18 protein-coding genes and 1 tRNA gene are annotated in these 14,915 nt (G+C 68.4%); 11 read left to right on the top strand and 8 right to left on the bottom strand.

The window, feature by feature from the left end; translation table 11 throughout:
• Positions 1 to 7 precede the first annotated feature (7 nt).
• Together BSP_RS04575 and BSP_RS04570 are read left to right on the top strand one after the other, a co-directional pair.
• Positions 8 to 658, top strand: a complete 651-nt coding sequence (locus BSP_RS04575; protein ID WP_152949446.1) for a DUF1345 domain-containing protein — start codon at positions 8 to 10, stop codon at positions 656 to 658.
• Between the two features lie 140 nt (positions 659 to 798).
• A complete protein-coding gene (locus BSP_RS04570) occupies positions 799 to 1,173 on the top strand; it encodes a hypothetical protein (RefSeq protein WP_054764662.1) in 375 nt (124 codons plus the stop codon).
• A 22-nt stretch (positions 1,174 to 1,195) separates the two neighbouring features.
• On the opposite strand, the gene BSP_RS16170 is transcribed toward BSP_RS04570, so the two are convergent.
• On the bottom strand, positions 1,196 to 1,351 hold the full coding sequence (locus BSP_RS16170) for a hypothetical protein (protein WP_182713469.1): 156 nt from the start codon (positions 1,349 to 1,351) through the stop codon (positions 1,196 to 1,198).
• Positions 1,352 to 1,539: 188 nt separating this feature from the next.
• Here BSP_RS16170 and BSP_RS04565 point away from each other — a divergent pair, with 188 nt between their 5' ends.
• The gene (locus BSP_RS04565) at positions 1,540 to 3,183 is read left to right on the top strand and encodes a peptide chain release factor 3 (RefSeq protein ID WP_152949445.1); all 1,644 of its coding nucleotides are present in this window, start codon (positions 1,540 to 1,542) and stop codon (positions 3,181 to 3,183) included.
• A 276-nt stretch (positions 3,184 to 3,459) separates the two neighbouring features.
• Complete coding sequence (locus tag BSP_RS04560) at positions 3,460 to 3,825, top strand: hypothetical protein (RefSeq protein ID WP_152949444.1); 366 nt, start codon at positions 3,460 to 3,462, stop codon at positions 3,823 to 3,825.
• 4 nt (positions 3,826 to 3,829) lie between these two features.
• Here the strand turns inward: BSP_RS04560 and BSP_RS04555 are convergent, their stop codons facing one another.
• Positions 3,830 to 4,450, bottom strand: coding sequence for an SCO family protein (locus tag BSP_RS04555; protein ID WP_152949443.1), 621 nt, complete (start codon positions 4,448 to 4,450; stop codon positions 3,830 to 3,832).
• A 44-nt stretch (positions 4,451 to 4,494) separates the two neighbouring features.
• Here BSP_RS04555 and BSP_RS04550 point away from each other — a divergent pair, with 44 nt between their 5' ends.
• The 3 genes from BSP_RS04550 (at position 4,495) to BSP_RS04540 (ending at position 6,852) form a co-directional block, all read left to right on the top strand.
• Complete coding sequence (locus BSP_RS04550) at positions 4,495 to 5,985, top strand: ActS/PrrB/RegB family redox-sensitive histidine kinase (RefSeq protein ID WP_227976038.1); 1,491 nt, start codon at positions 4,495 to 4,497, stop codon at positions 5,983 to 5,985.
• Positions 5,986 to 6,093: 108 nt separating this feature from the next.
• Positions 6,094 to 6,651, top strand: a complete 558-nt coding sequence (locus tag BSP_RS04545; protein ID WP_054764658.1) for an ActR/PrrA/RegA family redox response regulator transcription factor — start codon at positions 6,094 to 6,096, stop codon at positions 6,649 to 6,651.
• A 33-nt stretch (positions 6,652 to 6,684) separates the two neighbouring features.
• On the top strand, positions 6,685 to 6,852 hold the full coding sequence (locus tag BSP_RS04540; protein WP_227976037.1) for a lipocalin family protein: 168 nt from the start codon (positions 6,685 to 6,687) through the stop codon (positions 6,850 to 6,852).
• 49 nt (positions 6,853 to 6,901) lie between these two features.
• On the opposite strand, the gene BSP_RS04535 is transcribed toward BSP_RS04540, so the two are convergent.
• A tRNA-Val gene (locus BSP_RS04535) sits at positions 6,902 to 6,976 on the bottom strand.
• A 124-nt stretch (positions 6,977 to 7,100) separates the two neighbouring features.
• Entirely contained in the window at positions 7,101 to 7,457 is a 357-nt protein-coding gene (gene cpdR, locus BSP_RS04530; RefSeq protein ID WP_054764657.1) for a cell cycle two-component system response regulator CpdR, read from the bottom strand.
• Between the two features lie 58 nt (positions 7,458 to 7,515).
• Between cpdR and BSP_RS04525 the strand changes: the two genes are divergently transcribed.
• Positions 7,516 to 8,397 carry an N-formylglutamate amidohydrolase gene (locus BSP_RS04525; RefSeq protein ID WP_152949442.1) on the top strand — a complete coding sequence of 294 codons (882 nt, stop codon included), beginning with the start codon at positions 7,516 to 7,518 and terminating at the stop codon, positions 8,395 to 8,397.
• A 260-nt stretch (positions 8,398 to 8,657) separates the two neighbouring features.
• On the opposite strand, the gene BSP_RS04520 is transcribed toward BSP_RS04525, so the two are convergent.
• Positions 8,658 to 9,344, bottom strand: a complete 687-nt coding sequence (locus BSP_RS04520; protein WP_054764656.1) for a DUF599 domain-containing protein — start codon at positions 9,342 to 9,344, stop codon at positions 8,658 to 8,660.
• Between the two features lie 127 nt (positions 9,345 to 9,471).
• Between BSP_RS04520 and ppa the strand changes: the two genes are divergently transcribed.
• Positions 9,472 to 10,032, top strand: coding sequence for an inorganic diphosphatase (gene ppa / locus BSP_RS04515; RefSeq protein WP_054764655.1), 561 nt, complete (start codon positions 9,472 to 9,474; stop codon positions 10,030 to 10,032).
• A 57-nt stretch (positions 10,033 to 10,089) separates the two neighbouring features.
• On the opposite strand, the gene arsC is transcribed toward ppa, so the two are convergent.
• Both arsC and BSP_RS04505 read right to left on the bottom strand, forming a co-directional pair.
• Positions 10,090 to 10,515 (bottom strand): arsenate reductase (glutaredoxin), encoded by a 426-nt coding sequence (gene arsC, locus BSP_RS04510; protein ID WP_152949441.1) that lies wholly within the window; start codon positions 10,513 to 10,515, stop codon positions 10,090 to 10,092.
• A gap of 7 nt (positions 10,516 to 10,522) precedes the next feature.
• Positions 10,523 to 10,858, bottom strand: coding sequence for a helix-turn-helix transcriptional regulator (locus BSP_RS04505; RefSeq protein ID WP_152949440.1), 336 nt, complete (start codon positions 10,856 to 10,858; stop codon positions 10,523 to 10,525).
• Positions 10,859 to 10,936: 78 nt separating this feature from the next.
• Here BSP_RS04505 and BSP_RS04500 point away from each other — a divergent pair, with 78 nt between their 5' ends.
• Complete coding sequence (locus BSP_RS04500) at positions 10,937 to 12,220, top strand: arsenic transporter (protein ID WP_152949439.1); 1,284 nt, start codon at positions 10,937 to 10,939, stop codon at positions 12,218 to 12,220.
• Between the two features lie 63 nt (positions 12,221 to 12,283).
• Positions 12,284 to 13,585 carry an ATP-dependent protease ATPase subunit HslU gene (gene hslU / locus BSP_RS04495; RefSeq protein WP_152949438.1) on the top strand — a complete coding sequence of 434 codons (1,302 nt, stop codon included), beginning with the start codon at positions 12,284 to 12,286 and terminating at the stop codon, positions 13,583 to 13,585.
• Here hslU and BSP_RS04490 read toward each other — a convergent pair.
• Complete coding sequence (locus tag BSP_RS04490) at positions 13,575 to 14,906, bottom strand: YihY/virulence factor BrkB family protein (RefSeq protein WP_224761167.1); 1,332 nt, start codon at positions 14,904 to 14,906, stop codon at positions 13,575 to 13,577. The genes hslU and BSP_RS04490 overlap by 11 nt on opposite strands.
• Positions 14,907 to 14,915: the final 9 nt, after the last annotated feature.

The raw sequence follows: 14,915 nt of genomic DNA, 5'->3' as shown, positions 1-14,915 counted from the left end.
GGCGGTCATGAGCCTGTTTCGCCCCCTTCGCCTCTACGGCGTCCTCCTCGCCAGCCTGGGGGTGGTGATCGCCGTCGCCCTCTTCACCCCTGTGGCCGACGACGCCTTGACCCGGACGGCCTATGGCTGGATCGCCGGGGTCGCGGTCTTCATCGCCGCCACCCTGGCGCGGATGGCCCGGGCCCAGGACGCCGATGCGATCCGCCGGCGCGCCGCCGCCCTGGATCAGACCGGCGCGGCCGTCCTGCCGCTCAGCCTTCTGGCGGCGGCGGCCAGCGTCGTCGTGGTGGTCGGCGAGGCGCGCAGCCACGGCTCTCCCCTGACGGGCGGCCTGCTGGCCCTCGGGACGGTCGCCCTGTCCTGGACCTTCATCCATCTGATGTTCGCCCTGCACTACGCCCACGCCTTCTATCAGCGGGATCACGAGGGCGGGGACCGCGGCGGCCTGATGTTTCCCGGCGAGACCCAGCCCGACTATTGGGATTTTCTGCATTTCGCCCTGATCATCGGCGTAGCCTGCCAGACGGCTGATGTGCAGATCAGCGACCGGGGGGTCCGTCGGCTGTCCAGCGTCCACAGCCTGACCGCCTTCGTCTTCAACACCGTGATCGTAGCCCTGGCGGTCAATCTGGCGGTGGGCGCCCTGGGTGCGGGGTGATGGGCGTGGGGTGATGGACGCGGGCTGAGCCCGCCGGTCACAAAGGCTTAACCGCGTCCGTGAACGGGACTGCAAGCCAAGGCGGCTAAAACGGGGATCACGGACGACATCGCGTCCGGATCGCCGAAGGCGTCGCGCCCATGCTGTTTCTTCTGAACGACGTCGTGTTCGACCTGGACGAGGCCTGCCCGGTCACGCCCGCCGACGCGCGCCGGTTCGAGAAGCTGGGCTTCGACTATGTGCTGGAGCTGGGTTGCGAGCTGTTCGCCGAGGATCCGCTGCTGCACCGCAACGATCCCGCACGGGCGCGCCGCCTGGCCTGGCTGATCGCCGAGCGCAGCCCGGACGTCAACGCCGCCCTGTTCGCCGCGCCCGAGGCCGGGTGCAATCCCGATCTGGTCGAGCCGCGCTTCTGCACCCTGCCCGACGCCGTCATGGGACAGCTGCACGACAAGGGCCGTCGCCTCGACGCGATCGCCGCCGATCGCGCCGTCTGGAACCGTCTGGCCGCCTGAAGCGGCGGCCTTCAAACCCGCGTCAGAGCGCCGTGAACAGGATGTGCACGACGGCGGCGACGGCGAAGATGAAGCCGAAGCCCATCGCCAGCCCTATGGCCGGGTGCATCTTGCGCGGGCGCTCGTAGGACGAGCGATCGAGGCCCGAAACGCGGTCTTCTGGATGGATCACAGCCATCGTCATTTCCTTTCCCTATGAACCCGGATCGCTCCGGGAGAGGAACGCCCGGCTCTGACGGCCTGATCGCTTCCTCAAAGCCGAGCATGACTCCAATAGCCCCTGATGGCGAGGGGTTATTTGATGTGGCGCAAAGGCGCAGCGCTCCGGCGAGTGACTTTCTGCGCCGGGCGCGCTAGTCGCGCGCCATGTCCTCACTGACCCTGCCTGAAGAAGCCGCGCGCCGGCGCACCTTCGCCATCATCGCCCACCCGGACGCCGGCAAGACGACCTTGACCGAGCATATCCTGCTGGCCGGGGGCGCCATTCGCGCGGCCGGCGCCGTGCGGGCGCGGGGCGAGAACCGGCGGACCCGGTCCGACTGGATGAAGATCGAGAAGGAGCGCGGCATTTCCGTCAGTGCCTCGGTCATGACGTTCGAGCACGACGGCAAGATGTTCAACCTGCTCGATACGCCCGGGCACGAGGACTTCTCGGAAGACACCTATCGCACCCTGACCGCCGCCGACTGCGCCATCATGGTGCTGGACGCCGCCAAGGGGATCGAGCCGCAGACGCTGAAACTGTTCGAGGTCTGTCGTCTTCGGGACATTCCGATCATCACCTTCATCAACAAGCTGGACCGCGAGGCCCAGGATCCGATGGCCCTGCTGGACGACATCGCCTCGCGGCTGCAACTGGACCCGGCGCCCATCTGGTGGCCGGCCGAGAGCGGCAATCGTCTGCGCGGCATGGTCGAGGTCGGGACCGGCCGGTTCCAGCCCTATGCCCGCAAGGCCGCCGGCGCCGCCGAGGACCCCGACCATCCCCCCGCCCTGCCCCTGGACCAGGCGGCCCAGTATTTCGAGGCGGGCGAGCAGGCGGCCCTGAGCGAGGCGGTGGAGCTGGTCGAAGGCGGCTATCCGGCCTTTGACCGTCAGGCCTTCCTGGAGGGCCATATGACCCCGGTCCTGTGGGGTTCGGCCCTGCGCCATTTCGGCATAGACGAACTGCTGAAGGCCATCGGCGACTGGGCGCCGGCGCCCAAGGTGATGAAGGCCCGGAAGGAAGCCCCGCCTGAGACCCGCAACGCCCCGGCGCCCGTAGAGACGACGGTGGAGCCCGGCGCCGAAGAAGTCACCGGCTTCGTCTTCAAGGTCCAGGCCAATATGGACCCCAACCATCGCGACCGGATCGCCATGTTCCGCATGGCCTCGGGCGCCTTCAAGCGCGGCATGAAGCTGAAGGTCCAGAACACCGGCAAGTCCCTGTCGGTCAATGCGCCGATCATGTTCTTCGCCAGTGACCGGGAACTGGCCGACGACGCCTTCGCCGGCGACGTGATCGGCATTCCGAACCACGGGGTGCTGCGGGTCGGCGACAGCCTGTCGGAGAGCGGGGTGGTGCGCTTCGCCGGCCTGCCGAACTTCGCGCCTGAAATCCTGCAGCGGGTCCGGGTCAAGGACCCGCTGAAGGCCAAACACCTGAAGAAGGCGCTGGAGGGTCTGGCCGAGGAAGGCGTGACCCAGCTGTTCCGCCCGGAGATCGGGGCGGACTTCATCGTCGGCGCCGTGGGCCAGCTGCAGTTCGAGGTCATGGCCGACCGGCTGGGCGAGGAATACGGCCTGGACGTCGTCTTCGAACCCAGCCCCTATGCCGAGGCCCGCTGGATCGCCCCGACCTCCGACGCGTCCGACGCCGATCTGGAGGACTTCATGGGCAAATACCGCCCCCAGATGGCCCGCGACATCGACCAGGCCCCCGTCTTCCTGGCCAAGTCCAGCTGGGAGACCGGCTACGTCGGCGAACGCTTCCCCAAGGTGGCCTTCACCAAGACGAAGGAGCGGGGTTAGTTGAACGAAACATCGTCAGAGGCGGCTTCAGCAGCCCTCTCCGAAATGGAGCCTGCCCTTCGGACTTTGGCTCGCGAATGGGCCTTTTCGCCTCGACGACCCCGCCCCTCTGCCGAAGCGCTCAAGCGTTGGGATCTTGTGATCGAAGCTTGGGCTGAATCAGATTTGCCCCTGCTATGCCGCACGCCCAATTGGGGGCGCGGCGCTGAGGATGTCCATGATTCAGGTCGGCTCCTTACATGCGCCGATAACACTCCGGCGCACTGGGCCTTCGCCATGGCGCTGAAAGGCCAAACCCCCACGCTTGAGGAAATCTCAACGCTGTTCGACCGCGGGGAAATGCCTTTGGCTTTCGCGATCAAGGCCGCAGAGAAGCCTCGCCTGAAGTACGCGCGTGGAGGGCTTTCTTCCAAACTGAGGCTCAACAAGGACGGCTGGAAGGTCTGCCACGTTTCGCAAGCAGGTCTTCGCCTTCCCGGCCATCCGACCACTCACCCGTTGCCGATTATTAAGGCCCACTTCAAACGGTTCATGTCGCCCAGAAACATGTTTTTGGTGCCGCTCGCCCTTGGCGGTCTAGGAGAGACGCCGCAGATGATCGACGCGATCAGGGACGCCGACCAAACGCCGATCTACCTGTGAGGGCTCAGCCCCGCGCCATGGCGTCCTCGATGATCCGGATCGCCTTGTCCGGCCCGAGGCCATAGGCGACGGCGGTGCGGAACTTGCCGTCCGGTCCCATCAGATAGACGGTCAGGGAGTGGTTCATCGTATAGCCCTCCCCCTCGCCGACCTTTTCGTAATAGGCGCGGTAGGCCTTGGCCGCCTGGGCCACCTGGTCCGGCGTGCCCGTCAGGCCGATGGTCCCCTTGGGGAAGCCGTCTGAGGACAGATAGTCCTTCAGCTGCTGAGGCGTGTCGCGTTCGGGGTCGATGCTGACGAAGACGATCTGGAGATCGTCGGCCTTGTCGCCCAGCCGCTGCTGCACCGCGGCCAGCTCGGCCAGGGTGGTGGGGCAGAACTCGGGGCAGTAGGTGAAGCCGAAGAAGACCAGGCTCCATTTGCCGTTCAGCAGGGTCTGATCGACCGGACGCCCGTCCTGGTTCACCAGTTGGAAGTCGCCGCCGACCAGGGGCTGGCCGGTCGCGCCGATCTCGCCCCGGGTCGCGCTGGGCCGATTGCCGACCACCACCACGGTGACGATGGCCAGGGCGGCGGCGATGGCGAGACAGGCGCCGGCGAACAGCAGGATGGAACGACGCGGCATGACGACCTCTGACGAAAACCTCGGCCCCGGTCTATAGAAGGCCCGTGACCTCGACAGAAGACCACATCGCGCCGCACGGGCGGCCGTCCCTTTCAGAGGGGGCGGCCGTGGACAGCGCCCTGTCGCAGCCCGGCCCCGCCGACGGCGCCCGTAGGGGACGCGGCTTTTCCCTGCGGACTTTGATCGTCCTGCGCTGGCTGACCATACTGGGGCAGAGCGCGGCGATCCTGACGGCGTCTCAGGGGCTGCATTTCCCCCTGCCGCTGTGGCCCTGTCTGATCGTCATCGCCGTCAGCGCTGCGGTGAACGTGGGCGCCATGGCGCGGGTGCGGCGGCTGGAGGCCAGCCTGCCGGACGGACGCACCACGGCCCTGCACCTGGGGTTCGACATTTTTCAGCTCAGCCTTCTGCTGGGCCTGACCGGCGGGCTGGAGAACCCCTTCTGTCTGCTGCTGGTGGCCCCGGTGACGATCGCGGCCGCCGCCCTGCCCGCGCGCCAGGCCGTGGCGCTGGGCCTTCTGGCCCTGATCGCCGTGGGGGTGCTGTTCTTCTGGTCCGAGCCCCTGCCCTGGCGTCCGGGCGAGAATTTTCACCTGCCCCTGCTCTATCGGCTGGGGATGGCCATGGCCCTGGTGACCGGTGTGGTCTTCACCGCCGGCTACGCCTGGCGGGTGGCGGCCGACGCCGAGAAGCTGGAGCTGGCCCTGGCCACGACCCAGGACGTGCTGCAGCGCGAACAGAGACTGGCGGCCCTGGGCGGTCTGGCGGCGGCCGCGGCCCATGAGTTGGGCACGCCGCTGGCCACCATCCAGGTCGTAGCCAAGGAACTTCAGCGCGCCTCGGCGCCCGACAGCGACGCCGCCGAGGACGCGGCCCTGATCCTGCAACAGGCCGAACGGTGCCGGGGCATATTGGCCCAGCTGTCGCGCCGACCGGAGGGGGACGACGCCCTGTACGCCGACGTGGCCCTGAAGGCCCTGCTGGAGGAGGTGGTCGAGCCGCACCGGGGCTTCGACCTGGCCTTTGAGGTCCTGGTCAAGACCCCGCCCGGTCAGCCGGCCCCGCGCGTGCGCCGCCTGTCCGAAGTGGTGCACGGCCTGTCGACCCTGGTCGAGAACGCCGCCGACTTCGCCGCCTCCACCGTGCGGGTCCAGGCCCAGGTCGACGCCGGCTGGATCGAGATCGCCATTCTGGACGACGGGCCGGGCTTTCCCAGCGACATCCTGCCCCGGCTGGGCGAGCCCTATGTGACCAGCCGCCCGCACGGCAAGGCGCGCCTGGCCCTGGCGGCCCAGATCGCCGCTGCGGCCTCCGGCGCCGGGCGCGGCGGGCCGGAGACCACGGTCGCCCCCAGCCAGGGCGGCATGGGCCTGGGCTTCTTCATCGCCCGCACCCTGCTGGAGCGGACCGGCGGGGTGGTCAGCGTGGGCCAGGGCCTGCCGCGGCCGGGCGCCGCCCCCGAAGGCCGCGCTCCCCTGCGCGGCGCGCGCGTGGCGGTGCGATGGGCCCGTCCGGCGCTGGAGGTGGCGGCCTGAGCGCGTCCAAACCCCGTCCCCGCCCGTATTGGGTCGAAGCGTCGCAGGCGGCCGCTCGCCCTTGACCGAACGACTTCCGGCCCCGACTTGATTCAGCAGGAGAACAGAATGCCCGAGCTTGAGACCCGCATCGCCGCCCTGCCCGACAAGTCCCTGCTGCTGCTGGACGACGACCAGGCCCTGCGCACCCGGATGGGGCGGGCGCTGGAGGCGCGCGGCTTCGAGGTGACCACCGCCGCCTCGGTCGCCGAGGCTCAGCTGCGGCTGAACGAAAAGGCCCCGGCCTTCGCCGTCCTGGACATGCGGCTGGAGGACGGCAACGGGCTGAAGATCGTCGAGGCGGTGCGCGAGCGGCGCGAGGACGCCCGGATCGTGATGCTGACCGGCTACGGCGCCATCGCCACGGCGGTTGCGGCGGTCAAGGCCGGCGCCGTCGACTATCTGTCCAAGCCCGCCGACGCCGACGACGTGGTCAAGGCCCTGCTGGCGAGCGGCGACGCGGCCCCCGAGCCGCCCGAAAACCCGATGAGCGCCGACCGGGTGCGCTGGGAGCATATCCAGCGGGTCTATGAGCTGTGCGACCACAATGTCTCGGAAACCGCCCGCCGCCTGGGCATGCACCGCCGCACCCTGCAACGCATCCTGGCGAAACGCGCGCCGCGGTAAGGGGCGAGGCGAGGCCGTGGGCTGAGAGCGGTCGTGCTCGCTTCCTGGTCGATCGTTGGCGAACCTCCGGGCCGCCATCTGTGGCTGATGTCGCGCACGCCCCAACCTTCGCCTCAGGTCCGCGACGCCCTGATGAACCGCGCCCGCGACCTGGGCTACGACCTGACCCTGCTGCGACCGACACAACAGCCACAGCCCTGAACGGCGCATGCGCTGGGCTCGACAAGTCTTCGATTGTCTTGGGGAGGAATGGTGGACGCGACAGGGATTGAACCTGTGACCCCTACGATGTCAACGTAGTGCTCTCCCGCTGAGCTACGCGTCCGCCGTGGCGGCTCTCGATCGGTTCGAGAGCGGGAAGGGCGGTCGTATAGCGGCACGACCGGCCCGCATCAAGCGGCTTTGACCGCCGCAACGAGATTTCTGGAAAACCGTCGCGATTTCAACGCTCAGGCCGCCACCATCCGTTCGACCTCATTGACCAGGTCACGCAGATGGACGGGCTTGGACAGGACCTTGGCCTGGGGCGAGGCCTGGGCGGCGGTCAGGGCGACGGCGGCGAAGCCGGTGATGAACATGATGCGCAGGCCCGGCTGGCGGGCGGCGGCGACGCGGGCCACCTCGATCCCGTCGGCGCCGGGCATGACGATGTCAGTCAGCAGCAGGTCGTAGGGGCCGTGCTCCAGGGCGTCGATGGCGTCGTCGCCGTTTTCGCAGTCGATGACCTGATGGCCCGCCCGCTCCAGGGCGCGGGTCAGGAACCCGCGCAGCGAACTGTCGTCTTCGGCCAGGAGGATGCGCGCCATTCGAAAAGGCCCCTTGAATTCAGAGGAGCGACGCTAGGCCCACAACGGTAAACCGGCGATGAAATTCGCCGGTCGCACGACTTCCTTCCACAGCGAAACGCGCTATGCGGTGGACATGACCCCGGCCGGCGCCAATTTCGCGATCACGACGCCGCCTGCGGACGCGCCCCAGACGGCCCTGGTCTTCGCCTCGCCCCATTCGGGCGATCTCTATCCGGCGGACATGGCGCCCGCCCCCGGCCTGGCGGACGCCAGTCTGAAGAGCGCGGAGGACGCCCGGGTCAACGCCTTGGTGCAGGCCGGGCCGGCGTGCGGCGCGCCCCTGATCGAGGGCCGGATCGGCCGCGCCTATGTGGATCTGAACCGTGACCCCGCCGAACTGGACCCCGAACTGATCGAAGGGGCTGACGGTGCGGTCGGGGCCAAGACCCGAGCCGGATACGGCGTCATCCCCCGCCGCAGCGGCGACGGCCTGCCGCTTTATGACCGGCGCCTGTCGCGGGCCGAGGCGGAGGCCCGGATCGCGGCGGTCCACCGGCCCTATCATCAGGCGCTGGAGGGCCTGATGCGTCAGACCCTGGCCCGCCAGGGGCGCGCACTGCTGATCGACTGGCATTCGATGCCGGCGCGGGCCGCCGGGGTGGAGGTGGTGCTGGGCGACCGACACGGCGCCGCCTGCGATCCGCGGCTGACGCGGCGGCTGCGCGACCTGTTCCAGGGGCTGGGCTGGCGGGTGGGCCTGAACCACCCCTACGCCGGGGGCTGGTCCACCCAGGTCTGGGGCCGGCCGAAGGAGGGGTTTCACGCCGTCCAGATCGAACTGAACCGCCGTCTGTATCTGGACGAGGGCCGCCAGGCGCCCAACGCCGCCTATCAGAAGACGCACAAGGCCCTGACCCGCGTCATCGCCGCCCTGTGCTCTGAGCCCTGGGGCGTTTAGGCCGGCGCGACTTATCGGCGACCAGCCAAAAAAAAGCCGCGCCCGGAGGCGCGGCATGAAAGTCTATAGGGAGGAAACGCCCAGGAAGGGCAAGACGCCCGGAGGCGTCAGAGGAGAACTTAGGTTGCAACGCACAAACGGTCAAGGGCTCTGCGCGTCCTGACGGTCACAGGATGTTACGCAATTACGGCGGTTACGGTCCTAATTCGCCTCATAGGCGCCACACCGCGCGGGAAGCCCGTTGTGCGCCTGCACAATGATCAGCCTTCTCCCAGCAGACGGCGGGCGTTGCGAATGGCGCGCGCGGCCGGCGACGCCTCCTGGCGATAGATCAGAAGGCCGAAGGCCGAAGCCACGCCCAGGGCCAGCCACATCGGGCCGAACAGCCAGGCCGCCGCCGCCAGGGCGAAATAATAGCCCCTGACCCCCTGGCTGAAGGCGCTGAGCGCGGGGTTCAGCAACTCCCCCGCCGCCTGGCCATAGGCCTTGCGGTCCGTTTCGGACTGGATCTCGGGCGCCGCCCCGATCAGGGCCAGGGCGTAGTTCATCTGACGCAGGGCCCAGATGAAGTCCAAAAAGCCGCGCGCCAGGCACATCAGCACCAGGGCCAGCTTGGCCTCCAGAATGCGGATCGGCACGTTTTCGGCCCCCACGGCGGCGAAGCCTTCCAGCTTGCTCTCCCCGCCGAACAGAATCCCCCCCACCGCCGCGATCAGCAGCAGATTGGTCGAGGCGAAAAACGAGGCCGAATTGATCGAATGGCCCATCAGCTGGCTGTCCACCAGCCGGATCTCGCGGTGGGTCATGGCCGCCATCCACCGATTGCGGACATGGACCATGTCCTCGTTCAGGGCGCCGCCGTGCCGGGCGATGAATCTCAGGATCGGCCCATAGCCCAGCCAGCAGACGAAAAAGAGGGTCAGGGCGGTCCAGTCGATCCAGGTCATGGCGCCTAGTGAACCCGCTCCGACGCCGGGCGCAAGGGTCTGAACGCACGTCGCCCTTGCCCAGGCGGCCCGCCCGTCCTATCACCCCTCGCTTTCAAGATTTTCGCAGTCGCAGCAAAGACCCGCCATGAACCTCGACGCCATTCCGGTCGGCCCGAACGCTCCCTGGGACATCAATGTCATCATCGAGATCCCGCAAGGCGGTCTGCCGGTGAAGTATGAGATGGACAAGGAGTCCGGCGCCCTGTTCGTCGACCGCTTCCTGCACACGGCCATGTACTATCCCGGCAACTACGGCTTCGTTCCCCATACCCTGTCGGACGACGGCGACCCCTGCGACGTGATCGTGCTGAACCCGACGCCGGTGGTGCCGGGCTGCGTCATCCGCTCGCGCCCGATCGGCGTGCTGAAGATGGTGGACGAGGCCGGCGGCGACGAGAAGATCCTGGCCGTGCCGGTCGACAAGCTGAACCCCTATTACACCGAGATCGCCAGCTATCGTCAGCTGCCGGCCATCCTGATCGAACAGATCGAACACTTCTTCACCCGCTACAAGGACCTGGAGAAGGGCAAGTCGGTCACGGTCAAGGGCTGGGGCGACGCCGGCGAGGCCGCCGAACTGATCTCGGCCGGCATGAAGGCCCACCAGGACAAGCTGGCCGCCAAGAAGGCCGGCAAGGCCGCCTGAACCGGCGACGACGTCTGGCGCATTGAGACGTCCTCCGGTCCGGGGGACGTCTTTTTGCTATCCGCCGACCCGGCGGCCGTCGGCGTCGATCACCACCTCGCCGTCCGCTTTGACGAAGGGTTTCAGCCCCTCGTCGGGCAGCAGGTCCAGCACCGCCTCGGACGGCCGGCACAGTTTCACGCCGCGCGGCGAGACCACGATCGGCCGGTTCATCAGGATCGGATGGGCCTCGATTGCGTCCAGCAGCTGATCGTCCGACAGGCCGGGGTCGCCCAGGCCCAGCTCCGCATAGGGGGTGCCCTTTTCGCGCAGGATGTCGCGCACCGATCCGCCCGTCCGTTCGATCATCTGCGCCACCAGGGTCCGGCTGGGCGGGGTCTTCAGGTATTCGACCACATGGGGCTCGATCCCGACGTGGCGGATCAGGGCCAGGGTGTTGCGGGACGTCCCGCAGGCGGGGTTGTGATAGATGACGATGTCCATAGGGGCCTCAGTCGCAGCAGGGGGCCAGTTCGGCCAGCAGGGGTCGGCAAAGTTCGGCGCGGCCCTGGCAGCAGTCCTTCAGCAGGAACAGCACCAGGTCGCCCAGCCGATCCAGATCGGCGCGATAGACGATCGAGCGGCTGCGTCTCTGGGCGCGGATCAGCCCCGCCCGCGACAGCACGCCCAGATGGGCCGACATCGTATTGGCCGGAACCGCCAGCCGATCCGCCACCGCGCCGGCCGCCAGGCCGTCCGGCTCGCTGCGAACCAGCAGGCGAAAGGCCTCCAGCCGCGTGGGCTGGGCCAGGGCCGCGAGGGCGAGGATGGCGGGTTCGGATTCCATTATTCCAAGATACTAGAAATATGACGCGGCGCAAGCTACAGGTTCGCTGCGGACGCCGGTCCGCGCTAGGATCCGCCCATGATCGTCGCCCTTCTGATCTTCGCCGTCACCATCGTCCTGGTGCTGTGGCAGCCCAAGGGGCTGCAGATCGGCTGGAGCGCCCTGGGCGGGGCGGCGGCGGCCCTGCTGCTGGGGGTGGTGGCCCTGAACGACATCCCCGTGGTCTGGGGCATCGTCTGGAATGCGACGGCGGCCTTTGTCGCCATCATCGTCATCAGCCTGCTGCTGGACGAGGCCGGCTTCTTCGAATGGGCGGCCCTTCACATCGGTCGCTGGGGCGGGGGCCATGGGCGGCGGCTGTTCGGCCTGGTGGTCCTGCTGGGCGCGGCCGTCTCGGCCCTGTTCGCCAATGACGGGGCGGCCCTGATCCTGACGCCCATCGTCATCGCCATGCTGCTGGCCCTGGGCTATGGGCCCAAGGCGACCCTGGCCTTCGTCATGGCGGCGGGCTTCATCGCCGACACGGCCAGCCTGCCGCTGGTCGTCTCCAACCTGGTCAATATCGTCTCGGCCGACTTCTTCGACATCGGCTTTGATCGCTATGCGGCGGTCATGGTTCCGGTGAATCTGGCCTCGGTCGCGGCGACCCTGGCCGTCCTGTTCGCCGTCTTCGGGCGCGACATCCCCAAGGCCTATGAGGTGGACCGCCTGCCACGGCCCGAGACCGCCATCAAGGACCGGGCGACCTTCATCGCCGGCTGGCTGGTGCTGGGTCTGCTGCTGCTGGGCTTCTTCGTTCTGGAGCCTCGGGGTCTTCCCGTCTCGGCCATCGCCGCCGCCGGCGCCGTCGTGCTGCTGATCGTCGCCGGGCGCGGGTCGAAGATCAGCACCACCAAGGTCCTGCGCGAGGCGCCCTGGCAGGTCGTGATCTTCTCGCTGGGCATGTATCTGGTGGTCTATGGACTGGGCGACGCCGGGCTGACGCGCCATCTGGCCCAGCTGATGGACGGCTTCGCCGAAGGCGGCGTCTGGGGGGCGACCTTCGGAACCGGCTTCCTCACTGCGGCCTTGTCGGCCGTCGCCAACAACCTGCCCACGGTCCTGATCGCCGCCCTGTCCATCGACGCCTCCTCGGCGACCGGCCCGGTGCGCGAGGCCATGATCTACGCCAATGTCATCGGCAGCGACCTGGGCCCCAAGATGACCCCCATCGGCTCCCTGGCCACCCTGCTGTGGCTGCACGTCCTGGCCCGAAAGGGGGTCCGCATCGGCTGGGTCTATTACATCAAGATCGGCCTGATCCTGACCCTCCCCGTCCTTGCCGTCGCCCTGACCGCCCTGGCGTTGAGGCTGGCGGTCTAGCGAAACAGCGCCGCGACGCCCTGCCCTCTCCCGCAACGGTTCTCGGCCTCCTATGTGAGCGCCATGACTGACCTTTCCCCCCGCGAAATCGTCTCCGAACTGGATCGCTACATCGTCGGCCAGGACGACGCCAAGCGCGCCGTGGCCGTGGCCCTGCGTAATCGCTGGCGTCGCAAGCGCGTGCCCGAGGATCTGCGCGACGAGGTGACGCCCAAGAATATTCTGATGATCGGCCCGACCGGCGTGGGCAAGACCGAGATCGCCCGGCGGCTGGCGCGGCTGGCGGGGTCGCCCTTTCTGAAGGTCGAGGCGACCAAGTTCACCGAGGTCGGCTATGTCGGCCGCGACGTCGATCAGATCATGCGCGACCTGGTCGAGAGCGCCCTGGTCATGGTGCGCGACCGTCGCCGCGGCGAGGTGCGGGCGCGGGCGGAAGGGGCGGCCGAGGACCGGATTCTGGACGCCCTGGTCGGCCCCGGCGCGGGGCCGACGACGCGCGACAGCTTCAGGAAGAAGCTGCGGGCCGGCGAGCTGGACGACAAGGAGATCGAGATCGCCCTGGCCGACACGGGGTCGCCGATCCAGGGGCTGGACATCCCCGGCGGCGGGGCCGTGGGCCTGCTGAACCTGTCGGAGATGCTGGGCAAGATGGGCGGCGGCCGGACCAAGACGGTCAAGCTGACGGTCCGCGACGCCGTCGCCCCCCTGATCGCCGAGGAGGGCGACAAGCTCTTGGATCAGGACAGCCTGACCAAGGAGGCCCTGATCCTGGCCGAGAACGAGGGCATCGTCTTCCTGGACGAGATCGACAAGGTGGCGGCGCGTCAGGGGGCCTCCGGCGCCGACGTGTCGCGCGAGGGGGTGCAGCGCGACCTCCTGCCCCTGATCGAGGGGACCACCGTCTCGACCAAATACGGGCCGGTGAAGACCGACCATGTGCTGTTCATCGCCTCGGGCGCCTTCCATGTGGCCAAGCCGTCGGACCTGCTGCCCGAACTTCAGGGGCGGCTGCCGATCCGGGTCGAGCTGAAGGCTCTGACGCGCGACGACTTCAAGCGGATCCTGACCGAGCCCGAGGCCAATCTGATCCGTCAGAACCAGGCCCTGCTGGCGACCGAGGACGTGACCCTGACCTTCACCGAGGACGCGATCGAGGCCCTGGCCGATGCGGCGGTGGCGGCCAATTCGGCGGTGGAGAACATCGGCGCCCGGCGGCTTCAGACCGTGCTGGAGCGGGTGCTGGAGGAGACCAGTTTCAAGGCCTCGGACCTGGCGGGCCAGACCGTCACCTTCGACGGGGCGGCGGTGCGCGACAAGTTGAGTCTGCTGACCAAGGACGTCGACCTGAGCCGCTTCATTCTGTAGCGGCCGCGTCCCGCTCGCGGCGGCTGCGGCGGCGCGTCAGCCGGTCGGCCATGGCCTCGGCGTGGCGCTGGGTGAAGGCCAGGGCGGCCGGATTGCCCCGGCGCGCGCCCACCGTATCGGCGACCTTGGCGCCCCGATCCCCGATCGGCTGAGGCTTGCCGGTCGTGGTGTCCATGGCCGTCTGGTGCTCGATCTCGGCGTTCAGCTCGGCCCCCATCAGGATCACCTGCACCGACAGCCAGGTCCACAGCAGAAAGCCCATAATGGCCGCCAGGGGGCCGTAGGAGTCGGTGCGGACGAAGTTGGTCAGATACCAGCTGAAGAGGAAGGAGACGGTCAGGCTGAGCAAGGCGGCGAAGAGGGCGCCCGGCGTCAGCCAGCGCCAGCGCGCCTTCTGCCGACAGGGGCCGAACCGATAGATCAGGGTCAGGGCCGCGACATAGCCGACCAGCAGCAGGGGCCAGCGCAAAAGGGCGAACAGGCCCCATTCCTCCTGAAGGCCGAACAGCCGGATCACCACCGGCGCCCCGACGACCAGGGCCGAGGTCAGCAACAGGGCCAGAATGGCCCCGATGGTGAAGCCCATGCACAGCAGATTATAGCGGACGATGTTACGCCGCTCGACCTCGTGATAGGCGACGTTCAGCCCGTAGAACAGCACCTTGACCGCCCCGTTGGCGGTCCACAGCGAGAGGGCCAGGGTCCAGATCAGGGTGAAGGTCAGCTGGCCGCTGGAGTTCCGGGCCAGCCGCTCCATCTCTCCGCCCAGGAACTGGGCGATGCTGTCGGGCATGACGGCATAGAGGAACTGCAGCCGGCTCCAGGCGTCGGCCGGATCGGCGAACAGGCCGTAAAGGGTGACGAAACTCCCCAGCAGCGGAAACAGGGACAAGAGGGTGAAGAAGGTCACGCCCCCCGCGACGAAACCGACCCGGTCGCCGAAATAGGAGCCGCCGGTCCGCCACAGTATGTCGATCCAGCCCTTGTGTGGAATCTGTTCCGGCCGTCTGGCCAGCCGGCCCCGGCCCGGCTCCCTGGCTTCATAGTCTTCAGGCGTCGGCGGCTTGGGCGGCAGGGGTTCGGGGCGTTTGGGGCGCAGCTCCACCCCCACCTTATGCCCCTGGGTGTAGAGCAGATGGGCCGCGCCCGCCCCGGCGGTCAGGCCGCCCAGGGCGGCGGCGACGAACCTCCACCAGGGACGACGACGGGGCTGCGGCGAAGATCTGAACCTGAACATCAGCAGGCGAACGGCGAAGCCGCCCCCCGCGTTCCCAGGCCACGGCGCCCGGTCGCGCTTGAAATCCCCTGTGCGAAGGGCCAATCAGCCGTC

Origin of the sequence: Brevundimonas sp. Bb-A (assembly GCF_009394735.1) — a bacterium.
GTDB lineage: Bacteria > Pseudomonadota > Alphaproteobacteria > Caulobacterales > Caulobacteraceae > Brevundimonas > Brevundimonas aurantiaca.
The sequence above is the reverse complement of the archived record's forward strand: the minus strand, read 5'-3'. Positions and strand labels throughout refer to the sequence as shown.

Coding starts and splice junctions, on each gene's coding strand:
- BSP_RS04525 (WP_152949442.1), top strand. CDS start 7,516: ATGAAATTCGCCGGTCGCACGACTTCCTTCCACAGCGAAACGCGCTAT.
- BSP_RS04520 (WP_054764656.1), bottom strand. CDS start 9,344: ATGACCTGGATCGACTGGACCGCCCTGACCCTCTTTTTCGTCTGCTGG.
- ppa (WP_054764655.1), top strand. CDS start 9,472: ATGAACCTCGACGCCATTCCGGTCGGCCCGAACGCTCCCTGGGACATC.
- BSP_RS16170 (WP_182713469.1), bottom strand. CDS start 1,351: ATGGCTGTGATCCATCCAGAAGACCGCGTTTCGGGCCTCGATCGCTCG.
- hslU (WP_152949438.1), top strand. CDS start 12,284: ATGACTGACCTTTCCCCCCGCGAAATCGTCTCCGAACTGGATCGCTAC.
- cpdR (WP_054764657.1), bottom strand. CDS start 7,457: ATGGCGCGCATCCTCCTGGCCGAAGACGACAGTTCGCTGCGCGGGTTC.
- BSP_RS04560 (WP_152949444.1), top strand. CDS start 3,460: ATGGCGCTGAAAGGCCAAACCCCCACGCTTGAGGAAATCTCAACGCTG.
- BSP_RS04555 (WP_152949443.1), bottom strand. CDS start 4,450: ATGCCGCGTCGTTCCATCCTGCTGTTCGCCGGCGCCTGTCTCGCCATC.
- BSP_RS04505 (WP_152949440.1), bottom strand. CDS start 10,858: ATGGAATCCGAACCCGCCATCCTCGCCCTCGCGGCCCTGGCCCAGCCC.
- BSP_RS04570 (WP_054764662.1), top strand. CDS start 799: ATGCTGTTTCTTCTGAACGACGTCGTGTTCGACCTGGACGAGGCCTGC.
- BSP_RS04545 (WP_054764658.1), top strand. CDS start 6,094: ATGCCCGAGCTTGAGACCCGCATCGCCGCCCTGCCCGACAAGTCCCTG.
- BSP_RS04565 (WP_152949445.1), top strand. CDS start 1,540: ATGTCCTCACTGACCCTGCCTGAAGAAGCCGCGCGCCGGCGCACCTTC.
- BSP_RS04500 (WP_152949439.1), top strand. CDS start 10,937: ATGATCGTCGCCCTTCTGATCTTCGCCGTCACCATCGTCCTGGTGCTG.
- arsC (WP_152949441.1), bottom strand. CDS start 10,515: ATGGACATCGTCATCTATCACAACCCCGCCTGCGGGACGTCCCGCAAC.
- BSP_RS04575 (WP_152949446.1), top strand. CDS start 8: ATGAGCCTGTTTCGCCCCCTTCGCCTCTACGGCGTCCTCCTCGCCAGC.